This window comes from Aurantimonas sp. A2-1-M11, assembly GCF_036549475.1.
Taxonomy (GTDB): Bacteria; Pseudomonadota; Alphaproteobacteria; order Rhizobiales; family Rhizobiaceae; genus Aurantimonas.
The window spans coordinates 1-20,151 of the sequence record NZ_JAZHLI010000054.1; the positions used below are offsets into that span (position 1 = coordinate 1).

At 65.1% G+C, this 20,151-nt stretch carries 16 protein-coding genes and 2 pseudogenes; 3 read left to right on the top strand and 15 right to left on the bottom strand.

Features of this window, described 5'->3' with window-relative positions:
• Positions 1-322: 322 nt before the first annotated feature.
• Positions 323-556, top strand: a pseudogene (locus tag VQ042_RS26040) (transposase); the annotation flags it as partial.
• 75 nt (positions 557-631) lie between these two features.
• Here VQ042_RS26040 and VQ042_RS19290 read toward each other — a convergent pair.
• The 9 genes and pseudogenes from VQ042_RS19290 to VQ042_RS19330 form a co-directional block, all read right to left on the bottom strand.
• A pseudogene (locus VQ042_RS19290) lies at positions 632-857 on the bottom strand (helix-turn-helix domain-containing protein); the annotation flags it as partial.
• 99 nt (positions 858-956) lie between these two features.
• The gene (locus VQ042_RS19295; RefSeq protein WP_331821940.1) at positions 957-2,588 is read right to left on the bottom strand and encodes a gamma-glutamyltransferase family protein; all 1,632 of its coding nucleotides are present in this window, start codon (positions 2,586-2,588) and stop codon (positions 957-959) included.
• Between the two features lie 10 nt (positions 2,589-2,598).
• Positions 2,599-4,629 (bottom strand): alpha/beta hydrolase domain-containing protein, encoded by a 2,031-nt coding sequence (locus VQ042_RS19300; RefSeq protein WP_331821941.1) that lies wholly within the window; start codon positions 4,627-4,629, stop codon positions 2,599-2,601.
• A gap of 7 nt (positions 4,630-4,636) precedes the next feature.
• Positions 4,637-5,629, bottom strand: coding sequence for an oligopeptide/dipeptide ABC transporter ATP-binding protein (locus VQ042_RS19305; protein ID WP_331821942.1), 993 nt, complete (start codon positions 5,627-5,629; stop codon positions 4,637-4,639).
• Complete coding sequence (locus VQ042_RS19310) at positions 5,626-6,651, bottom strand: ABC transporter ATP-binding protein (protein WP_331821943.1); 1,026 nt, start codon at positions 6,649-6,651, stop codon at positions 5,626-5,628. The genes VQ042_RS19305 and VQ042_RS19310 overlap by 4 nt, the downstream gene beginning before the upstream one ends.
• 3 nt (positions 6,652-6,654) lie before the next feature.
• Positions 6,655-7,551: an ABC transporter permease gene (locus VQ042_RS19315; RefSeq protein ID WP_331821944.1), complete on the bottom strand. Its 897-nt coding sequence runs from the start codon at positions 7,549-7,551 to the stop codon at positions 6,655-6,657.
• A 5-nt stretch (positions 7,552-7,556) separates the two neighbouring features.
• Entirely contained in the window at positions 7,557-8,474 is a 918-nt protein-coding gene (locus VQ042_RS19320) for an ABC transporter permease (RefSeq protein ID WP_331821945.1), read from the bottom strand.
• A 55-nt stretch (positions 8,475-8,529) separates the two neighbouring features.
• Positions 8,530-10,071: an ABC transporter substrate-binding protein gene (locus VQ042_RS19325; protein WP_331821946.1), complete on the bottom strand. Its 1,542-nt coding sequence runs from the start codon at positions 10,069-10,071 to the stop codon at positions 8,530-8,532.
• Between the two features lie 31 nt (positions 10,072-10,102).
• The gene (locus VQ042_RS19330; protein ID WP_442880136.1) at positions 10,103-12,199 is read right to left on the bottom strand and encodes a CocE/NonD family hydrolase; all 2,097 of its coding nucleotides are present in this window, start codon (positions 12,197-12,199) and stop codon (positions 10,103-10,105) included.
• Here VQ042_RS19330 and VQ042_RS19335 point away from each other — a divergent pair.
• Together VQ042_RS19335 and VQ042_RS19340 are read left to right on the top strand one after the other, a co-directional pair.
• Positions 12,162-13,067: a LysR family transcriptional regulator gene (locus VQ042_RS19335; protein ID WP_331821948.1), complete on the top strand. Its 906-nt coding sequence runs from the start codon at positions 12,162-12,164 to the stop codon at positions 13,065-13,067. The genes VQ042_RS19330 and VQ042_RS19335 overlap by 38 nt on opposite strands.
• 114 nt (positions 13,068-13,181) lie before the next feature.
• On the top strand, positions 13,182-14,573 hold the full coding sequence (locus VQ042_RS19340; RefSeq protein ID WP_331821949.1) for a M20 family metallopeptidase: 1,392 nt from the start codon (positions 13,182-13,184) through the stop codon (positions 14,571-14,573).
• 149 nt (positions 14,574-14,722) lie between these two features.
• On the opposite strand, the gene VQ042_RS19345 is transcribed toward VQ042_RS19340, so the two are convergent.
• The 6 genes from VQ042_RS19345 to VQ042_RS19370 form a co-directional block, all read right to left on the bottom strand.
• The gene (locus tag VQ042_RS19345) at positions 14,723-15,268 is read right to left on the bottom strand and encodes an aldo/keto reductase (protein WP_331821950.1); all 546 of its coding nucleotides are present in this window, start codon (positions 15,266-15,268) and stop codon (positions 14,723-14,725) included.
• A gap of 173 nt (positions 15,269-15,441) precedes the next feature.
• A complete protein-coding gene (locus VQ042_RS19350; protein ID WP_331821951.1) occupies positions 15,442-15,543 on the bottom strand; it encodes a hypothetical protein in 102 nt (33 codons plus the stop codon).
• 10 nt (positions 15,544-15,553) lie between these two features.
• Positions 15,554-15,910 carry a dihydroxyacetone kinase subunit DhaK gene (locus VQ042_RS19355; protein WP_331821952.1) on the bottom strand — a complete coding sequence of 119 codons (357 nt, stop codon included), beginning with the start codon at positions 15,908-15,910 and terminating at the stop codon, positions 15,554-15,556.
• A complete protein-coding gene (locus VQ042_RS19360) occupies positions 15,907-17,457 on the bottom strand; it encodes a glycerol-3-phosphate dehydrogenase (RefSeq protein ID WP_331821953.1) in 1,551 nt (516 codons plus the stop codon). Before VQ042_RS19360 ends, VQ042_RS19355 begins: the two co-directional genes overlap by 4 nt.
• A 2-nt stretch (positions 17,458-17,459) precedes the next feature.
• Positions 17,460-19,088 carry an FGGY-family carbohydrate kinase gene (locus tag VQ042_RS19365; RefSeq protein WP_331821954.1) on the bottom strand — a complete coding sequence of 543 codons (1,629 nt, stop codon included), beginning with the start codon at positions 19,086-19,088 and terminating at the stop codon, positions 17,460-17,462.
• On the bottom strand, positions 19,081-20,133 hold the full coding sequence (locus VQ042_RS19370) for a sugar-binding transcriptional regulator (RefSeq protein ID WP_331821955.1): 1,053 nt from the start codon (positions 20,131-20,133) through the stop codon (positions 19,081-19,083). Before VQ042_RS19370 ends, VQ042_RS19365 begins: the two co-directional genes overlap by 8 nt.
• Positions 20,134-20,151 lie beyond the last annotated feature (18 nt).

Consider the following 20,151-nt stretch of genomic DNA (forward strand, 5'->3'; position numbering starts at 1 on the left):
CTTGAGCGATGATCCGTTCGTTAGCCTGCCAGCCGTGGCACGCTGATCAATCCGGCTTGGCCGGAACCGCTCGGCCATCGCCGTCAGCTACACCACATGGTGGGACACTATCCTTCGTGGTCATCTGGCCGAGTTCGGTCTCGTGGCACCGAAGGGGCCGGCGAGCCTCAAGGTGCTGGAGGACGCGCTCGCTGACGAGGCCAGTGATCTGCCTGCCGTGGTGCGAGAGATGGGCGCGATCTATCTCGAGCAGATCGCGCGGCCCACGGAGGTGATCGAGCGGCTGGCGGATGAACTGGAGGCAGCCTCGAAGACGGACACGGAACTCCGAAGGCTCTGCACCATACCGGGGATCGGGCCGGTAACGGCGGGCGCCGTTGCGGCCTTCGCGCCGGACCTCGACACGTTCGACAGCGGGCGCAACTTCGCAGCTTGGCTGGGCCTCGTGCCCAGGCAGCGGTCAACGGGCGGCAAGTCCAAGCTGGGGTCGGTCAGCAAAATGGGGCAGACCGACATAAGGCGGCTCCTCATTGTCGGCGCCATGAGCGTCATCCGGTGGGTGGTCCGCAAGGGTGGTTGTTGGCAAGGCTCGCCTGTTCGGCCTCGGTGAGCGCTTCCGGCGGATGCCCCTTCGGCCGGTCGCGCAGACCCGCCACGTCCTCGGCATTATAGCGCCACACCCAGTCGCGCAGCGTCTGCCTGTCCATGCCCGCTGCCTCGGCCGCTTGCGTCCGGTTCATCCCCGACAGCGCGCCCGCCAGCGCCAGCAGACGACTCGCCACCCGCCCGTTGGTCTCTCGCCGTGCCAGAGCCCGAAGCTCCGCAGCCGACAGATCCTCGTTGATTTTCAGGGCCATCGCTCGTTCCCTCCCTTGGCCGAAACAGGGAATCACGCTCACCCAAAAAAATACGAAAATCACAACTGAGTCACATCAAGTGCAGATCGGTATAATTGCTCAGCGATCAACGAAGGCTGTATAGGCGACACCGTCGCGGCCGGGGTCGGCCGCGCCGGCAAGTTGGCCGCCCGACATACCGATCGCATGGACCCAGCCGATCGTGTGGCCGTACGGGTTCCTGATGACCTCGTAGCCATCGGCTTCGAGCACTCGCGTCACCGAACGCGGAATGCGATTGGAGACGTCGATCGGATCGCCGGTGGACGAGAAGCGGGGCGCGGACACCGCTTCGCGAACGTCCATGCCGAAGTCGAAGACGTTCAGGATCGCCTGCAGCACGCCCATGACGATCTGCGTGCCGCCCGGTGCCCCGAGGGCCAAAGCGGGCCGGTCATCCTCGAACACGATGGTCGGGCACATGGCGCTGAACCGCGACTTGCCCGGGGCAATGCTGCCGACCCGGCCGGGACGCGGGTCGAACACACCCATGCAGCCATTGTAGAAGAAGCCGAGGCCCTCGGTGATGACGCCGGACGGCATGCCGAGCGAATGCGTCATCGACACGCAACCGCCTTCCCCGTCGACGACGCAGAGATGCGTCGTATTCACGGATTCCCCGTCAATCTCCTTCAGCCGCGGGACGGAGGCGCGCACACCGCGTCTGATGTCCTCCGCCATCGCCGACGCGTGGGCCTTGTCGGTCAAATACTTCAGCGGAATGTCGAGAAAGGCCGGATCGCCGACGAAGCGATCCTTGTCAATCGTCGCCCTCTTCATCGCCTCGCAGACGATGCGGATGTAGTCGGGCGTGTTGTGGCCTAGTGCTCCGAGGTCGAAATGCTCCAGGATGTTCAGCATCTCCAGCAGCATCACGCCGCCGCCTGGGGGCTGGTTTGTGGTGATCCGTCGCCCGCGGTAGGTACCGGTCAGCGGCTCGCTCCATTGCGGGCGACAGGCGGCCAGATCGTCGCGCGACAGCAAGCCGCCGTGGGCGGCCATGTCGGCGCTTATCGCATAGGCAATGTCGCCTTCGTAGAAGATGTCAGCGCCGGCTTCGGCGATCCGCCGCAGCGTCGCGGCATAGTCAGGGTTGGCGAGAGGCGCGCCGATCTCCTTTGGCGTGCCGTCGGGACTGCAGTAGAGGGCCCGGCCGCCGGCACTGTAGGCGAGGCGTTCGGCCGTCGCCGCCCGGCCCATCTTCGCACTTTCCATGAAGAACGTATGCATGGCCGGGCGGACGAAGAAGCCGTCCTGCGCCCAGGCGATGGCCGGCTCGAACAGCGTTTTCCATGGCAGCCGTCCATGGGCGCGATGCAGGGCCTCGTAGGCCTTGAGAGCGGTCGGCACCGCGATCGACTGATAGCCGAGATCGTTGACGCGGCCTTCAAGAATGAAGCCGAAACCGTCGCGGGTCTCGCCGCGAACGAGGTCCTCCCACATGCCCGCTCGTGCGGCAGCCGGCGCCGGCGCGTGGAAATCGAGATAGCGGTGGACGTCCTGTCCCGGGAGATACACAGCGGCGCTGCCGAAGCCCGCGATGCCGCACATCAGCGGGTCCACCACGCCTTGCGCCAGCGCACAGGCGATCGCCGCATCGACGGCATTGCCGCCCATGCGCAGAATCTCGATGCCAGTCTCCGCAGCCTCGGGCTGCGGACAGACCACCATCGCGTTGGGTTTTGACGACATGGCCATCGCCTTACAGCCGCACGTCGTGGCGCGCGCGGCCCCAGTCCGAGGCACCCTGCACGGCGCGCTCGACGTCTTCCTCCAGCATCAGGCATTCCTCCACTAGTCGCTTGGCTGCCTGCCGGATCGCTTGAACGTAATCCTCTGGATCAGGATGGCGCTCGAGAATGGAGGGGCGAGGATCGCCGGTCTGTTCGCGCTCGTCCGGCGTGTCGGCAAAGGGAATGTAGCTGCCGGTAATGCCCACCATCGCGCCATGCCCGTGTTCGCGGCGGCGCAGGCTCCAGCCCGTATAGGTGCCGAGCGGCGCCTGGACCATCGGCGCGCGCACGCCGGGGATATCGTTGCCGTCGCCGTCGACGGCCGGCACGCGCACCGGATAGACCTCGTCGCCAATGATTGCGGGGGGCTCCCGGGTGATATGGCCGCGATCGATCTCATCACCGAAGTCGAGCCGTTCGAGGCGGCTCGGCGAGCGCGGCAGGGCCACGCCCGGGATGGCGGGAAAGGACGACCGCCATGCGTCGACATCCACCAGGGTGTCGTCTGCACGAAGCGGTATGCGGCTCGGCGGCGGCGCATCGCCGGTCGTGGCCCAGGCGTCCAGCCGGTCGAGATTGGCACGGAAGAACATCGAGGTCGCCACGGTGTTGAAGTAGGTCTGCGCCATGCCCCGTGCCGGACCGGCGACCAGCGGTGAAGCGTAATGCTGCGAGCTCGACCACAGATAGACGCGCACATTGTACGGCTGCGGCAGGTCATCGCCCCTTGAATCGGTGTGGACCAGCGAGGCGCGGCGGTGCCAGTATTCGCAGGCCGTATCGGTGTGGATCACCAGTGGATCGGTGTCCGGGCGCTTCAGGATGCCATCCTCGCGGCCGGTGAAATGGTCGACCGACACGGCGTAGGAAAACGGGAAGCGGTCGGCAGGCGTGAAATGGTTCTCGTGTTCCTGCCCCGGCAGCAGCACGAGATTGGCGAAGCGGTGGTTCATCCACATCTTGCCGGCGCCGGCCACGTGCGGCATCACCCCGTCGAAGACGCGGCCGCCTTGCGTGTCGGCGTTGAAGCCCAGATGGACGAAATCGCGGATGCAGCGGCCGGTCTGGGAGCGGCCCCAGGCATAGGCCTTCTCGATGCGTGTATCGCCTTCGGCCAGCGGATTGGCTGCGCCCGAAGCGGTGGCATCGCCGGATTTCAGGAAGGCGATGAAGTCGCGCACGCCGACATGGCCGAGCCCCAGGACGCGCGGGTCCCTGGCCTCGTAGACGAGTTCGTAGATCCAGCCCGTTTCGAAACCGCCCGGCAGGTGGATATGGCTGTCGCAGGCGAGAACCACGTTCTCCATGCCCTGATTGTCGACGCCGCCGCCGCGCTCGACCCGGGCGAACGACCACGCATCGGCCGCGATCTCCTCGCGCGGGCTGTGAGCGTAGCGCCGCCGCGTGAGTTTCGCGGCGTGCGTGTCGAGGGAGGCGGCCGGATAGCTGCGGGTCGAGACGAGCGAGCTCAGCGGCAGCGTCGTCATGCCCGGCTCGGCGGCAATGTATTCTGCGCGGGTGATGCCGGTGATCGTCCGGCCATCCTCGGTCGCCACCGGAACCTCGAGGATCATCCGCCCGTCGCCGGGCAGAAGGTCGCCCTGCCACGCCAGCCAGACGATCGAATAGCCGCGGCGCATCAGGAAGCCGTTGCCGGCATCGGCCGACGATCGCGGGTCGTTGCTGGCCGGGGCGTCGTTGAAGAACTGCAAAGCCCGCTTGTTGCCGCGATTGCCGTAGTCGAAGAACAGGCGCCGGTTGCCTCGGGTAAGGTCGCGCGGCCGCAAGATGCAGAAATCGGCCGTAAAGGAGACGAGCCTGTCATCGTCGATCGGTGCGAGCCCGATATCGGTAACGACGCTCTGCGCCGCGGCGAGAGGATCCACCCTGAAGTGGACCCTGCCTTGGAGCCGCTCGTAGGGACCGGTCTCGCCGAAGTCCTCGCCGCCCGCAAAGTCCCCGCGCTCGGCAATGTCGATATCGATACGGTTGGTCATCATTGTCATCTCAGCGGGACGGCTCGAGCGCGCGCATGTCGGCGTCCGCCATGTGGTTCGGGTGGTGGCAGCGATAGACATGCGGCTCTCCGGCCGCCGGCGGATCGACCCTGACGCAAAGCGACGCATCGCTCTTCGGGCAGCGGGGATGGAAAGCACAGCCCGAGGGCGGATTAAGCGGGCTCGGGAAATCGGCCTGCAGTCCGAGTTCGGGCAGGCGCGAACCCGCCCGCGGCGGCAGCACCGCCTTGAGGAGCGCGTCGGTGTAGGGGTGGCGCGCGCGCTCGAAGATCGCCTCGCTCTTCCCACGTTCGACGATCTGGCCGAGATACATCACGGCCACCTCGTCGGCGAGATGGTTCACCACCGCCAGATTGTGGCTGATGAGGATCATCGTCAGGTTCAGCTCCTGCTTGAGGCGGTGCAGGAGGTTGAGGATCTGGCTCTGGACCGAGACGTCGAGCGCGGATGTCGGCTCGTCGCAGATGAGGATCTCGGGCTTGCTGATCAGGGCGCGAGCGATGGCGACGCGCTGGCGCTGGCCGCCGGAGAGCTGGCTCGGATAAGCCTCGACGAGATGGCGCGGCAGACCGACCTCACCGGCGATCTCCTGGACCCGCGCGCGCTGCGAGGCCGCGTTGCCCTCGCCGCGCACCTTCAGTGGCGCCCCGATGATCCGTTCGACGGTCATGCGGGGGTTGAGCGAGGAATAGGGATCCTGGAAGACCGGCTGGATCAGGCGCGCGCGCTCCAGGCGGCCATAGGTCTCGATCGGCTTGCCGCCGACGAGGACGGTGCCGGCGCTCGGGTTCTCGACGCCGAGCAGGATCTTGGCGAGCGTGCTCTTGCCGCAGCCGGACTCGCCGACGAGGCCGAGCGTGCGGCCGCGCGCGACGGTGAGGTCGATGCCGCGCAGCGCCCGCAACGTCCGCTTCTTGCGGAAGCCGCCGCCGACGGCATAGTCGCGGGTCACGCCGCGCATCGACAGGACGTCATCGGTCATTGGACGACCTCCGGCTGGTTGGTCCACGCGGCGGGGTCGCGGCCGCTGCCGTCCACCGGCAGCACGCAGCGCATCGTGTGGCCCTCACCGGTATCGCGAAGCGCGATCGGCCCCTCGGCGCAGCGTCCGTACGCATAGGGGCAGCGCTCCAGGAAGCCGCAGCGCGTCAGTTCGCCGGTCTGGCGGGGCACCACGCCCGGGATGAACCCCAGCGTTTCCCCGGCCTTCGTCTCGCCGGGCACCGGGATGGAGCGCATCAGCCCTTCCGTATAGGGATGGAGCGCCTTGGCCAGCACGTCATCGCAGGTGCCCGACTCAACGATCTCGCCGCCATACATCACGACGATCCGGTCGGCCATGCCGGCGACGACGCCGAGATCGTGGGTGATCAGCACCAGGCCGATGCCGGTATCGCGCTGGATGTCGCGCAGGAGCCTAAGAATCTGCGCCTGGATGGTGACGTCGAGCGCCGTCGTCGGCTCGTCGGCGATGATCAGCTCCGGCTCGCAGAGAAGCGCCATGGCGATCATCACGCGCTGGCGAAGGCCGCCCGATAGCTGGTGCGGAAACTGCCCCAGCCGCTCTTCCGGCGAGGGAATGCCGACCTTGTTCAGGAGCTCCACCGACCGTTCGCGGGCCGCGCTCGCCGACACCTTGCGGTGCTGGCGCAGGATCTCGCTCATCTGGTCGCCGATCCGGTAGCAGGGATCGAGCGCCGTCATCGGGTCCTGGAAGATCATGGCGATCTTGTCGCCGCGCAGCTGGCGCCAGCGCCGCTGCGAGGCGCCGCTCAGCGACTCGCCGGTCAGGTCGATGCGCTCGGAGGTGAGCCTGGCGCTGCGTGGCAGGAGACCCATGATGGCGAGCGCGGTCAGGCTCTTGCCGCAGCCGGACTCGCCCACGATCGCGACCGTCTCGCCGCGATGCACCGTCAGGTCGATACCCCGCACGGGCCGCAGGACAGTGTCGGCGACCGGGATCTCGACCTTCAGGCCGGCGACGTCGAGCACAGGTGTGGTCATCGCTCAGGCCTTTCCTTCGGGAGTGGTCACGTCGCGAAGGGCGTCGCCGACGAGGTTGATCGCGAAGATCAGGAGGACGAGTGCCACACCGGGGACGGCGATCATCCAAGGCCGGAAGAGCAGTTGGCTCTTGGCTTCCGCAACCATTAGTCCCCATGAGACCTGCGGCGGCTGGACGCCGAGACCGAGGAATGACAGGGCCGCCTCGAGCAGGATCGCATGGGCGAGTTCTATCGAGCCGACGACGATCAGTGGGCCCATGACGTTGGGCAGAATCTCGCGGAACAGGATCCGCGCCGTCGAGCTGCCGATCGTGCGCGCCGAGGTGATGTACTCGCGCGAGGCCAGCTGCTGCGTCGCGCTGCGCATGACGATGGCGAAGCGATCCCAGAGAAGCAGCCCGATCACCATGACAAGGAGCGTGAGCGAACTGCCGATAAGCGCGACCACAACCAGCGCGACGAGCACGACCGGGAGCGTCAGGCGGATGGTGATGAGGAAGTTGACGAAGAGGTCGACGCGGCCGCCCCAATAGCCGGCGGCAACGCCCATGACCGTGCCGATCGTACCGGAGATCAGCACCGTCAGGAAGCCGATCATCAACGAGATCCGGGCCCCATAGAGGAGCCGCGCCAGATAGTCGCGTCCCAGACCGTCGGTGCCAAGCAGATGCGCCGCACTCCCCTCGGCATCCCAGACCGGCGGCACGAAGCGATTCGCCAGGTCCTGCGCCGACGGGTCGTACGGCGTCAGAAACGGCGCGAAGATCGCCGTCAGGACGATCAGCAGCACGATCGTGCCACCGACCCAAAAGCTGCCATGCCGCAGGGCACGGCGAACCGCGACCCTGCCGGGGGAAAGGGAAATTGCGACGGGCGGATGGTGAGAGACGGTTGCCATGTCGTTCAGTTGATCCGGATGCGCGGATCGAGGGCCGCATTGAGAAGGTCCGCGAGAAGGGTGAGGATCGCATAGGCAGTGGCAATCACCAGGAGGATCGCCTGGATGACCTCGATGTCAGCGCGCTGGATCGATTCCCAGGCGAGATAGCCCAGACCCTTGAGCGAGAAGATCGTCTCGATAACGATCGAGCCGCCGAGCATGAAGCCCAACTGCACGGCGGCCAGCGAGACGACGGGGATGATCGCGTGGCGCAGTCCGTGGCGCACGACGACGCGCCATGGCGAGAGCCCATAGGCGCGGGCGGTCCGGACGTGGTCCGACTGCATCACGTCCATCATGCCCGAGCGGGTCAGGCGCATGATGGCCGGCGTGGCGTAATAGCCGAGCGCGATGGAGGGTAGCAGGAAATGCAGCCAGGTCGATCCGCCGGAAATCGGCAACCAGCGCAGATAGACGCCGAAGAGGTACATCAGCCCGAGCGCAAACAAGAACGAGGGCAGCGCCTGCCCGGCGACGGCGATCCAGAGTGCGATCCGGTCGACCAGCGTGTTCGGACGCAGCGCAGCGAGGACTCCCAACGGGATCGAGAGGAGCAGCGCGAAGCTGAGCGCCAGGATGCCGAGCGTCGCGGTGACGGGTATGTGCTCGGCGAGGATCGTGCGCACGTCCATGCGCAGATAGTAGGAACGTCCGAAATCGCCCTGCAGGACGCGGCCGATCCAGTCGAGATACTGCACGAAGAGCGGCCGGTCGAAACCGTAAAGCTCTCTCACCGCCGCGATGTCGCTGGCCGATGCGCCCTCACCCGCCATCGCGGCGGCAGGATCGCCCGACAGATGCACAAGCAGGAAAGCGATGATCGAAGTGATGGCGACGACCAGTACGGTCAACGCCAGGCGTTTCAGGATAAATAGGAGCATGGGCTTCCCGAGAGAGGACACCGGGACGCCGCAGCGCCCCGGTGTCCGGAGAAAACTACTTCCACTTCGCAAGATAGAAATGCGCCATCTCGTCCGGCGTTACGGGATAGTCGAGATCGCTGTTGAACGCGTAGGTGCGTCCATACACGAAGAGCGGGACGTAATAGGCCTCGTCCGCGATCTTCTTCAGCGCCTTGGAATAGAGGTCGCGGCGCTCCGCCTCGTCCATCGTGGCTTCCGCCGCGGCCAGCCAGTCGCGCACTTCCTCGTCGCGGGCATAATCGTCCGGCCCGAACTGGAAGTAGTAGCCGGTCGACGCCGAAGCATCGAGCATGCCGTTCGACCCGAAGGTCAGATGCGCGATTTCCGTCTGATCCTCCGCGATCAGCGGACGCAGCGCCCGCCACTGGAGGAACTGCAGGTCGCCGTTGATGCCGACTTCACGCAGATAGTTGAGCACGGCTTCCGAGAAGGGACGATCGCGATAGGCGTAGAACGGAACGCTGAAGCCGTCCTCGTATCCCGCTTCCGCCAGCAGCTTACGCGCCCGCTCGGGGTCATAGGGATATTGCGTCACGTCCGTCTCGCAGCCGAACTGCACCGGCACGCACATGGACTGCTGCACTGCCGCGCCCTCGCCGACGAGGTTCTCGGCGATCGCCTCGCGGTTGATCGCATGGGCGATCGCCTGCCGCACGCGAACGTCCGTCATCGGCGTGTCACCGGTCCGGCCGGCCGCATCCAGCGCCAGGAACGACATGCGCATCGTCGGCGCGCCGACGACCGTCAGATTGTCCATGCTGCCAAGCATTTCGGCATTCTCGGGCGGCACGCCCCAGATCCAGTCGACGCCGCCCGTCACGAGTTCGGCGATCTGGGTCTCGGTGTCCTTGATGGTGCGATAGACGATCTTGCCGATCGAGGGCGTGCCCTTCGGGCCGTCGGTGAAATAGTCCGGATTGATCTCCAGCGTCAGCGACTGGCCGGCCTGATAGTCGGTCAGCATGTACGGGCCTGTGCAGACCGGGTTGACGGCGCCCCAGTCGCGACGCGTCGTGCCGTCCGCACCGGGAACCTCCGGCGCGTCGTCGTAATGGCCCGACGGGTAGATCGGCGAGGTTCCGGACAGGTACTCAAAGGCCGCCGGCGTCGGCTTCTTGGCGTGGATGCGCACCGTGGCGGGATCGACCACCTCGACATTGTCGATCCAGTCGACGATGACGCGGATCTTCATGTCGCTGTCGGGCGCCGCCACGTGGTTCAGCGTGTAGGCCACGTCCTCGGCATCGAACGCAGTCCCATCGTGGAAGGTCACGCCCTCGCGCAGCTTCAACTCCAGCGTCGTGTCGTCGACCCATTCCCAACTCGTAGCGAGGAGCGACTGGTACTCGTTTGTCTGCGGGTCGCGATGGATCAGGCTGTCGCACTGCGCATAGGCGGAGATCAGCGCTTCGCGCTGATTGCCGTAGTAAAGGTCCGGCGTGTCCATTTCCGTGGAGGTCGCCCAGACGAACGTGTCGTCGTCCTTGCCGGCCAAAGCGGGGGAGGTTACCAGCGCCATCGCGCAGGCAGCCATCAGGCTCTTCTTCAGTCTCATCGAACTACTCCCATTGCTGTTACAGATTGCGTCACGAGGGTTGGATCTCCCGCCAGGGAAGATCGATGGACGACGCGAAGTCACCGCCGCGCCTGACGGTCAGAAGGGGTGGCCGACCGTAGGGCAGCTGGACGTAATGGTCCGCGTCGGCCCCGGCGATCGACAGGCGGATCCGGCTGCCCTGCCTGAAGGTCCAGGACGTCGGGAGCAGCGCAAAGTGCAGCCGCGCCGGTTCGCCCGGCGTGAGCGGCAGCGACTTCGCCCGGCTGAAATCGCGATAGGGCCACGTCCAGCGCTGGTTCGGCGGCGCCGCCGACTCCGTGCGGTGCAGCGCGCGCAGCACCCCCTCCGTCACATAGCGGGTGGTTCCGTCCGCCTCCACCTCGGAGAGATAGGCGTGGATCACTGCATCGCCCTGGCTGGACTCGATCCAGAGATCGAGAACCGGATGACCCGACATCTCGGCATCGGCTGACAGCGGCCCGGACNCGTCCGCCTCCACCTCGGAGAGATAGGCGTGGATCACTGCATCGCCCTGGCTGGACTCGATCCAGAGATCGAGAACCGGATGACCCGACATCTCGGCATCGGCTGACAGCGGCCCGGACGTATAGGAGAGCATCGCCGCGTCCCGGCCCTGCCAGTCGGGATAGTACTCGCTCGTGGCCAGTGCCGCCAGCCGCTCGTGGCGGGTGGAAACACCCGTGCTGACGGTGAAGTCGACGCGGTATTCGTCACTGCCCGCCTTGCCGGCCTCGATGGTCAGGGAATTGTCCGATGAAAGGCCCAGACGTTTCGTCGCCGGCAGCGGCGGCCAGCTCGGCGCAGCGTGCCAGGCCTCCTCGTGCATCCCGTAATAGTGGATCGGCGCCTCGTCGCCGAGCCCGGTATCGATGCCGCGCAGATAATGATCGAAGAAGCGCAGCACCTCGCCGAGGACCGGGAAGTCGGGTTCGGTCCGCTCGCGCCACGGCGAGACATTCGTGCGTGCACCGTGATCCCACGGGCCGAGAAGGAGATGGCGTTTCTCGTTCGGCAGAGAAAGGAAACGCGCGATCGCACCATTGGCGAAGCCGGCGCCATCCATCCAGCCGGAGATCGAATAGATCGCGACGTCCGGCGCGATGCCGTCGGCATAGTGGCAGGGGCTGAAGGAGTGCGCGCCGAACGAGGGATCGTAGGGCAGACGGTCGTCGGTAAAGCGGAATTCGGTGATGAAGTCGGGCATGTGGAAATTGCCCAGATGCTCGCGCACGGCGCTCCGACAAAGGGCGCCATCCGTGTCGTCGTCGACCGGCTGCGGCCCGCTGAAGTCTGGGTTGTCGAAATAGGGCTGACGCGCGAGAACGTCGCGGCGGTCGTGGTCGAGCCCGACCATGATCTGGTCGTAGCTTTCGGCTAGCTTGTTGAGCAATACGCCGCCCGGATAAAGGTGGTCGGCGTAGGTGTTCCACACAGCAAACAGCGGCGCGATCGCCTTGACCGCAGGGTGCCCGGTGCTCGCGAGGAAGCAGGCGGCCGCGCCGAGATATGAGATGCCGGTCGAACCGATGACGCCGTCCGACCAGGGCTGCGCGACAATCCAGCTTGCCACCTCGCCGAAGTCCTCGCGCTCGCTCGGCGAACGGAAACTGTCACGCGTTCCGAAGCTTGCCCCTGTTCCGCGGACGTCGACCACCACGACGGCATAGCCACGCGGCACGAAGAAGTCGCGATACCTGGCCGCGTTCGGGCTCGGCTCGCTTGTGGAACCCTCACGAAGCGCAAAACGCCGGTAGTAGGGCGTGAGGATGAGGATCGTCGGATAGGTCGCGTCCCCCGCCCCGCCTTGCGGCAGATAGACGTCCGCCGCCAGCCGGCATCCGTCGCGCATGTCGAGATACATCGAGAGGGGTCGCGCCGGGAGGGCGTGTGTCGCCGGACGCGAACGCAGGTAGGTGCTGGGCGCACACTGCCACGCTGCGCTTTCCAGATCGGTATCCGACATGAGGCTCCCCACACGATGACAATAAGGGCACCGTACGAGCCTTGCGCGATGCGTCAATTTCGATTTTGGTATCCTCTCATGCGTAAAGCGAATGGAGTAAACCATGAACCTCAAGGGACTTGAGGCACTGAGAGCGTTCATGGAAGGCGGCTCTCTCAACAATGCCGCTGAGCGGCTGCACCGCACGCAGCCGCAGGTGAGCCGGCTTCTCGCCGCGCTGGAAGAGGAGGTCGGTTTTCCTCTCTTTTCCCGCACAAAACGCCGGCTGGTGCCGACACGCGAGGCCCGCGACTTCTACAGCCACGTCGAACATGCGCTTTATAGCCTCGACGAGGCTATGCTAGCGGGCCGCCGTATTAGAGAGGAGCAGAGCCGCCACGTGCGGATTCTGACGGCACCGCACATCACCAACGCCCTCCTGAGCGATGCCGTCGCTACGATGACGCTGAACGACCCTGGCTTCACGGCGTCGATCGACTCGCGTTCGAGGATCGATATCGAGGTCTGGCTCGGGCGCGAACGCTTCGACCTCGGCATCACCGTCCTGCCGCTCGATAACGATACGATAGACGTCGAGCCCATGGTCTCCGTGCGCGCTGTGGCGGTGATGCGGCAGGACCACCCCCTCGCCGCGAAGGCTATCATCGAGGCCTGTGATCTCATCGACGTGCCGCTCGTCGCCAATGCGCCGCGCACCGTGATGCGCCAATGCCTCGATACCGCCTTCCGTCGCATAGGCGCCACACCAAGGATTCGGCTGGAGACGCCCAACGGCGTGGTGGCTTGCGAACTCGCGGCGCGCGGCCTCGGGGTGGCGGTCGCTGACGGTTTCGTGGCGCGTTCGAGCTACAAGCCGGGCATGGCGATCCGACCCTTCGAGCCCGCCATCGAACTTGACTACGTGTTCATCTTTCCGCGCTGGCAGGCGCGCACCGGCGTCGTCGACGAACTGGCCACCCTGATACGCAACGCAGCCGAGGAGGAGGCGACGCGCCAGCTCCCAGGCTGAGGACCGTCAGGCCCGCGTTTCATACCTGCATCACAATAGCCCATGCCAATTTCGCATTTGACGTTCGGCCCACCGCAACGCGACCTTCCCGGCTCATCAACAAGGATCTCGCCTGTGAGTCGTGAAGCCGCCGTCACCCGTGCACAAGCCTCGTTCGATAGCGGCGAATTCCGCGAGACGCTCGCGCGGCGCGTCGCGATGCCAACGGAAAGCCAGAACCCCGATCGCGGCCCGGAACTCCTGCGCTACCTCACCGACGAGATGGTGCCCGAACTTCATGCGCTTGGATTCACCACCACGCTCGTTGAGAACGAGCTGGCCTCCGCGCCCTTCGTCATCGCCGAGCGGATAGAAGACCCTGCCCTGCCCACCGTCCTCGGCTATGGCCATGGGGACGTCATCCGCGGCCTCGACGCGGAGTGGGACGAGGGGCTGTCTCCCTGGACGATCACTGAAATCGGCGACCGGTGGTACGGGCGTGGCGTCGTCGACAACAAGGGCCAGCATTCGATCAATCTCGCGGCGCTTGCCGCCGTCCTCGAGACGCGCGGCCGGCTCGGTTTCAATGCGAAATATCTCATCGAGATGGGAGAAGAGGTCGGCTCGCCAGGTCTCCATGCGATCTGCCAGAGCCATCGCGACGAGCTCTCGGCCGATCTTCTCATCGCCTCCGATGGTCCGCGGCTAAGCGCTGACCGGCCGACGATCTTCCTGGGATCGCGCGGCGGCGTGACGTTCGACATGTGGATCGACGCTCGCGACGGTGGCCGCCATTCCGGCAATTGGGGCGGGCTCCTGTCCAACCCGGCAATCCAACTCTCGCATGCGATCGCCGGCCTCGTCGGGTCGACCGGCCAGATCCGCTTGCCCGAACTGGTTCCGACGGAAGTCCCAGCCGCCGTGCGCCGCGCACTCCTCGAGTGCGACATCACCCAAGGAGAAGAGGGCGAGAGCATCGAACCGGGATGGGGCGAGCCCGGTCTCAGCCCCTCCGAAAAGGTCTTCGGCTGGTGCAATCTTGAAGTTCTCGCGTTCGAGGCCGGCAATCCCAAGACGCCCGTGAACGCCATCCCGCCTCGCGCGTGGGCCCGGATGCAGCTGCGCTTCGTGGTCGGCGTCGACCCGCAGGCCGTTCTGCCGGCAATCCGCCGCCACCTCGACCGCCACGGCTTGTCTATGGTGCAACTGGCCGGCACGCGCGACCACATTTTCCAGGCGACGCGCCTGAACCCGGAAAGTCCCTGGGTGAAGTGGGCAGCTTCCTCCATCGGTCGCACCACGGGTCGCAAGCCGGCCATCCTGCCCAATCTTGGCGGATCGCTACCCAATGACGCGTTCTCCGACATCCTCGGCCTGCCGACGATCTGGGTGCCGCATTCCTATCCGGGCTGCTCGCAGCATGCGCCGAACGAGCATCTGCCAACCACAATAGCGCGCGAGGGCCTTGCGATGATGGCCGGCCTTTATTGGGATCTCGCCGACGACGGTCCTCGCCTGCGGCAATAGCTTTAGTGCAGGTCAAGTTCGTTCCGTGACTATCCTGGCGCTTTCCCTTTGCGTGCTTGCGAGCTCCCGCTCCGGAGAGCGGTGCGTGCTACGCCGGAGTCTATGACACTGGCAAGGTAAGGTGAGTGTTTCCGGATGAAACGGGACAATTATGCCGCCGAGATACCGTCTTCGCGACACGCGCTATTCGAGATCGTGAGCTTTCCCGCCCTTACACCATTCCGAGATCGCGAAAGCTGTCGTGGAGGGCACGGTCGGCGTCGCAGAAGCGGTCCGCGGCGAAATTGAGCTGGTGCCAATAGGGGTGTGTAGGCCGACCGGCTGACCTGATGGAGCCGTTGAAGCTCGTCCGGCGAAAGGGTCAGTTCCGCAACCGCGATGTTCTGGCGGAACTGCGCCTCTCCGAGGCCGGCAACGACGAGCGCCGATATCGCCGGACGCGACAGCGTCCAGGCGAGTGCGACCTGCGCGGGCGTGATATCGTGGGACTTGGCGATATCGACCAGGCAGTCGACGATTCGCCAGAGCCGCTCCTCGTCCCGGATCGCCGGCTCGCTCCAGCCAGCCGCCTCACGGGAGTCCGCCGGCCGGCTGTCGGGTCGAAAGGCGCCCGACAGCAGCCCCGCCGCCAGCGGTGACCAGACCATTGTCCCGACGCCCTTCACGGCGATCGGCAGAAGCTCGTTGCGCGACAACCATCCTGACCGACCGGACATCATGGTTGACGCGCTACAGAAGCTCGTATTCGGCCTCGCGCGCCTCCAGCGTGTAGTGGATCTGCTGGGCGGTGAATGGCTGCCTTGTCGACCGTGGTGCTGCTCATCGCTCAGCCCACGCGCCAGTAAGCGCAGGCTGCCGGCGCCTTTAGCTAGGTCTCGATTTCGTCGTCGAGCGCGATAACGGTCAGCGTCGCGCCGGTCCTCTGCATCGAGGTGGCGTAGCGGCCGACCAGCGGCATGACGATCTCCACCCCGGCCTCGTCAAAGCGCTGCCGGACACGGCGGTACAATGATGTAAAGCTTCTCCAGCGGCGTCGCGCACAGCGAGTTCACCAGCACCGAGACGCGATCGCCGCGGGCGAACGGGCGGTCGGCGAGAATGCGGTCGATCACCTCGTCGGTGATCGCATCCGCGGGCTTCAGCTTGTCGCGCCAGATGCCCGGCTCGTCATGGATGCCCATGCCCATTTCCATCTCGAGGGTTATGCGGGTGGGGCTGAGCACCCCCCCGGCGCCATGAGGCCAGAAAGCGGTCTCTCGGGGCCGATATTCTCTGGACCTCATGACTGCGGCGTATTGGTGAATTTCTGGTAAGATATTGTAGCGGATCGGGATCAAGTCCCGACGGCTTTTCGGTCGTTCGGATGGGGGCTCCTGACTTGCCCGATCGCGAACTTATTGAACCATTCGGTGAAACGATCCCTCTCGTCTTTCGAAAGATGGAGGTTCTGCTTGGTCCGGCGCCAGAGAACATCTTGCGAGGTCAACGCCCATTCGTGCGCGACAAGATAATGGACTTCCGCCTCATAGAGCTTGGCGCCGAAATGCCGGCCGAGACCGTCGAGGGCGGTCGCCCCGCCAATGATCTTGTCCATCCGCGAGCCGTAGAGTCGGCCATAATGTCGCAGGAGATCGCGCGGCATCCAGGGATAGGCCTGCCGCATCGTCTCCATAAAGCCGATGAAATCGGCGTTCTCGATGTCGCCACCGGGCATGGGCGCATCCGCTGTCCAATTTCTCCCCATTTTCGGGAAGAACTTCGAAATCCTGCCGGCCGCATGTTCGGCCAGTTCCCGAAATGTCGTGATCTTGCCGCCATAGATGTTGAGCATGGGCGCCCCACCGCTTTCGTCGAGATCGAACGTGTAATCTCGGGTGACCGCCGACGGATTGCCTTGTCCATCGTCGAAGAGCGGCCGCACGCCGGCGAAGGTTTCGAGAACGTCCTCGCGGCGCAACTTCTCCTTGAAATACCGGTTGACCGCTGCCATGAGGTATTCGACTTCGCTCTCGTCCGCGCTTGCATCTTCGGCGCGCCCGTTGAAAGGAATATCGGTCGTTCCGATCAGCGCCTTGTCGCCCTCGTACGGATTAATGAAGATCACCCGCTTGTCGTGGTTCTGAACGAGATAGGCCTGCGGCCCCTCCCAGAATTTTGGGGTAATGATGTGGCTGCCCTTGACGAGCCGCACATTGCGCCGGGAATTTCGACCCGCGACCCGCCCCACGATATCGTTGACCCAAGGGCCGGCCGCATTGATTACAAGCTTGGCGCGCACGTGTCTGGTTTCGCCGGTCATCCCGTTTTTCAGCTCTGCGTGCCAGATGCCGTCATCGCGCCTTGCTGTAATGCAGGCAGTGCGGGTCAGGATCTCAGCTCCCATCTCCGATGCGCCGACGGCGTTGAGGACGACGAGCCGGGCATCGTCCACCCAGCAGTCCGAATATTCAAAGCCCTTGACGTATTTGTCGAGGATCGGCGCGCCTTCGGGATCGCGTTTCAGATCGAGGGTGCGTGTGCCGGGCAGTCGCTTTCGCCCGCCCAGATGATCGTAGAGAAAGAGGCCGAGGCGCACGAGCCAGGCCGGACGATCCTCGGGGCTGTGCGGCAGGACGAAGCGCATGGGCCAGATGATGTGGCTGGCATTGCTCAACAAAACCTCGCGCTCGATCAGCGCCTCGCGCACCAGCCGGAACTCGTAATATTCCAGATAGCGAAGACCGCCATGGACCAGCTTGCCCGATCGAGACGAGGTTCCTTCCGCCAGATCGTCCTTTTCGCACAGGATAACCGAAAGGCCGCGACCCGCCAGGTCGCGGGCAACGCCTGCGCCATTGATGCCGCCGCCGATGACGAGAACATCGACAGTGTTTTCTTGCGTCATCATCATTCGCCTTGTCGCTGTTTGCCGTTCGTCAACTTGGTGTTGAGGGCGTCTTCCGCCCTGTCGACACGCTGGTTCCGGCGGCGGTCCCTGGCCATATGGTCCCAGACAGGAAGAAGCGCCTCACGCGCTTGCCTGTAGGCGGGATAGAGCGCCGCATAGGTCTCGACCAGAGTCGGATCGGGCGCTTCGCTTCTCCCCAGAAGCGGCGTCACCCATTCGTCAATGCAATCGTCCATGGTTGGATAGACGCCTGCCGCCACCGCCGCCATCATGGCAGCGCCTGCAGCCCCGGTCTCTTCGCGGCTGCAAATTCGGATCGGCGCTTCGACGGCCGCGGAAACGATGCCGCGCAAAGCTTTCGAGCGGGCAGCGCCGCCTGTCAGGCGCAATTCGCCCGGCATGTCGCCCATCGCGGCGTAGCAATCGCGCGCTGCCATGGCCAGGCCCTCGACGACGGCGCGCATCAGGTCGGCGAAGCGGTGGCCGCTGGACAGGCCGATGAAGCCCGCTCGCGCATCAGGATCGACGAAGGGCCCGCGCTCGCCCGCCGAAATATAGGGATGATAGAGGATCGCGCCGGGGTCGCTTTTCGAGAGCCAGGCGTCGATACGGCCGACGAGATCGTTGCGCGATGCTCGATGCCCGAACTCCGCCGTGATATCGCCCGCCACATCGAGCAGCCAGTCGATGTTGAGGGTCGCGGCCATGTTGGTTTGCACCTGGGTGACGATTCCGGGCAATGGCAGGGCGATCACGTAGCCGGTGCCTTGGGAATTAAGTTGCACCGCATCCTGGTAGACGGCCCGCATGTGGACACCCGTCGACCCGATGGTGGAGGCAGCGGCTTGGCTATCGCCGGTGTGGACGCCCGCGCCGAGCCCGGTCATCGCCATGTCGACGAAAGCGAGGGACACGGGCGTTCCTGCAAAAAGCCCGGTTTCAGATGCCGCTCTCGCCGAAAGCGGGTGCGTCACACGCGTTCCATCGATGATCTCCGGCAGAAGCCGGCGATGGGCGGAGAGTTCGAGCGCGTCGATCACCGCGTCGTCATAGGCGCGGGTTCGGAAATTACCAAAGGTGAAGCACGCCTCGGACGGGTCGGTGGCGCGCACGTCCGTCAGCTTGAGGTAGAGCCAGTCCTTGCAGTGGAACGCGGCTTCCGCATGGCGAAGAAGCTCCGGGTAATGCTCCGCCATATGAGCCATCTGCGCGCCCTGCTGGCAGACGTTCAGGCCCGTACCCGTCGCCTCGAAGCGGACGCGGTTTTCATCTTTCGCAGCAAGGCGCCGGACGGTCGGTGCCGCCCGCGCATCGAGCCAGAGCCATGCATCGGAGACGGGCACGTTATTCCTGCCGACAAGCCATGTGCCGTCGCCCTGGCCGGTGACAGACAACGCCATCGTGCGCTGCGCAAGATTTTCCACCTTGTCTCCGAGCCCGCGCAAGGCTTTTGCGCAATCATCCCAGGTCCGCACCATGGATTGCGTCGCCGAGCCGTCCTCACCCTCAAGGTAGGTGTTGGGAATGGCGCTCGCCGCTATTTGCCGGCCGCGGCGATCGAACGCGACTGCCTTGATGATCGAGGTGCCGGCGTCGATACCGACCAGAATATCACGGCGATCAGCCATGGACCGCTCGCTCTGCGCCAGTCCTGCGGTCTTCCTCAGAACCTCTCGTCGCAGCGCCGCCCGTCGTGCCGACGGATGGTGTCCGTTTTTTCTTTCGCACGAGCTCGCGGGCCGTCGGCTCGTCGACGATCAGCTCGCTGATAGTACCGCTATTCAGCACGGCTGCGATCGCATTGATCTTTTCAGGGCCGCCAGCGATGGCAACGACACGCCGGCCCTTCAGTTGCTTCAAATCGGGGGAGATCGTCCGCCCGTCGAGCGAGGTCTTGATCGGGTTTCCCCCGGCATCGAAGAAGTGTCCGAGAAGCTCGCCCACACCTCCGGCCCGGCGCACCTCCTCGATCTCATGCTGCTCGATCATGCGCGAGGAGACGAGTTGCGCATCCGGCTCTGCCGTACCGATGCCGACGATCATGATGTCGGCTGCAATTGCCAGATCGTAGACATGTCGCACGCCGCGTTGGGCCAACAAGACATCGCGGTCCTGCGCCGTGTTGGCGAAGAACGGCACAGGAAGGATATAGCTTTCGACGCGAGTCTTCTGGGCAAGCCGGAACATCACATCATGCGGGTTCGCCGCGTAATTGCGCGTCACGCCGCCGAGCAGCGAGACGAAGCGAACCTTCCCGCCCTCAATGCGGGACATCATGTCGATGGCGGCTGCCAGCGTGCGCCCATGGCCGAGTCCAATCAACATTTCGCCGCCGCTTTGCACTGCCCGCTCCAGGAAGATCGCCCCGGCATGTCCGAGGGCGCGTAACGGCAGACCATCCTCATCGAGATCCGGAACGACTTCGCACACCTTCAGCCCGAAGCGCCCGCACAGATCGTCAGCGAGGCTCAGGCATTCGGCGACATCGCCAACAACGGATACCTTCACCGCCCCGATCTCGTGTGCGCTCGCAATCAGCCTGCTTGCAGTGGCGTTGGAGACCCCCAAACGCCGGGCAACTTCGGCCTGGGTGATCCCACCCGCATAGTGCAACCAGGCCGCACGCACAGCGAGGCTCGTGTCGGCATTCCGCTTCGAAGGTCCCTTGGCCATGGCGGCGTCATTCCACGT

What these genes read in the sequence shown, in the direction of transcription:
- VQ042_RS19360 (WP_331821953.1), bottom strand. Translation starts at nt 17,457, where the DNA reads ATGACGCAAGAAAACACTGTCGATGTTCTCGTCATCGGCGGCGGCATC.
- VQ042_RS19320 (WP_331821945.1), bottom strand. Translation starts at nt 8,474, where the DNA reads ATGCTCCTATTTATCCTGAAACGCCTGGCGTTGACCGTACTGGTCGTC.
- VQ042_RS19370 (WP_331821955.1), bottom strand. Translation starts at nt 20,133, where the DNA reads ATGGCCAAGGGACCTTCGAAGCGGAATGCCGACACGAGCCTCGCTGTG.
- VQ042_RS19335 (WP_331821948.1), top strand. Translation starts at nt 12,162, where the DNA reads ATGAACCTCAAGGGACTTGAGGCACTGAGAGCGTTCATGGAAGGCGGC.
- VQ042_RS19305 (WP_331821942.1), bottom strand. Translation starts at nt 5,629, where the DNA reads ATGACCGATGACGTCCTGTCGATGCGCGGCGTGACCCGCGACTATGCC.
- VQ042_RS19325 (WP_331821946.1), bottom strand. Translation starts at nt 10,071, where the DNA reads ATGAGACTGAAGAAGAGCCTGATGGCTGCCTGCGCGATGGCGCTGGTA.
- VQ042_RS19295 (WP_331821940.1), bottom strand. Translation starts at nt 2,588, where the DNA reads ATGTCGTCAAAACCCAACGCGATGGTGGTCTGTCCGCAGCCCGAGGCT.
- VQ042_RS19300 (WP_331821941.1), bottom strand. Translation starts at nt 4,629, where the DNA reads ATGATGACCAACCGTATCGATATCGACATTGCCGAGCGCGGGGACTTT.
- VQ042_RS19365 (WP_331821954.1), bottom strand. Translation starts at nt 19,088, where the DNA reads ATGGCTGATCGCCGTGATATTCTGGTCGGTATCGACGCCGGCACCTCG.
- VQ042_RS19315 (WP_331821944.1), bottom strand. Translation starts at nt 7,551, where the DNA reads ATGGCAACCGTCTCTCACCATCCGCCCGTCGCAATTTCCCTTTCCCCC.
- VQ042_RS19310 (WP_331821943.1), bottom strand. Translation starts at nt 6,651, where the DNA reads ATGACCACACCTGTGCTCGACGTCGCCGGCCTGAAGGTCGAGATCCCG.